This is a genomic window from Streptomyces oceani (genome assembly GCF_001751245.1).
GTDB lineage: Bacteria > Actinomycetota > Actinomycetes > Streptomycetales > Streptomycetaceae > Streptomyces > Streptomyces oceani.
On record NZ_LJGU01000071.1, the window covers coordinates 1 to 928 of the forward strand.

The following is a 928-nucleotide window of genomic DNA, read 5'->3' on the forward strand; positions in this document are numbered from 1 at the left end:
AAAGCCCTGCGTACGGAAGAGTGCGTACGGAAGAGAGGGGCGACGGTGGCAGCCCAGGACACAGCCGAGCCGGCCGAGCACGCCGAGCACGTCAGCGGCGCCGAGCGGGCCGGGCACGCGGAGCCCGCCGACAGCGACCCGACGGCGCTGGCCGACGACACCTCCAGGGAGCGGGAGACCCGTGCCGAGCAGGCGCACCTGGACGCGGTGTACCACCGGCTGGAGGAGAAGATCGACGAGGCGGAGTTCCTGATGAACGACGCCTCCCAGCGTTCCCAGGTCGGCACCCCCGGCGCGCTCGCCGAGCGGGACGCCCAGGTCTTCCGGGCGGGGGTGCATCTGAACCGGCTGAACAGCGAGTTCGAGGACTTCCTCTTCGGCCGGATCGACCTGCTCGCCGGTGCGGACGCCACCCGGGGCCAGGACGGCGCGTATCTCTCGGTGGAGCCCGCCCAGGACGCCGTACGGGACGACGGCACCGCCGACATCGCCGAGACCTTGCACATCGGCCGGATCGGCGTGCTGGACGCGGACTACTCCCCACTGGTGATCGACTGGCGCGCGCCCGCCGCCGCCCCCTTCTACCGTTCCACGCCGCTGGACCCGGGCCGGGTGGTGCGCCGCCGGGTGATCCGCAGCAAGGGCCGGCGGGTGCTCGGAGTGGAGGACGACCTGCTACGGCCCGAGGTCACCGCGCGGCTGGACGGGCAGGCGCTGGCGGTGATCGGCGACGGCGCGCTGATGGCCGCCCTGGGCCGGGCACGCGGGCACGCGATGCAGGACATCGTCGCCTCCATCCAGGCGGAACAGGACCTGGTGATCCGTGCCCCCGCCGCCTCCGTGACGATGGTGGAGGGCGGCCCCGGCACCGGCAAGACGGCGGTGGCGCTGCACCGCGCGGCGTACCTGCTCTACCAGGACAGACGGC

General features: G+C 73.5%; 1 pseudogene. It reads left to right on the top strand.

Features of this window, described 5'->3' with window-relative positions:
- Positions 1-147: 147 nt before the first annotated feature.
- Positions 148-928: pseudogene (locus tag AN216_RS00345) on the top strand (helicase); the annotation flags it as partial.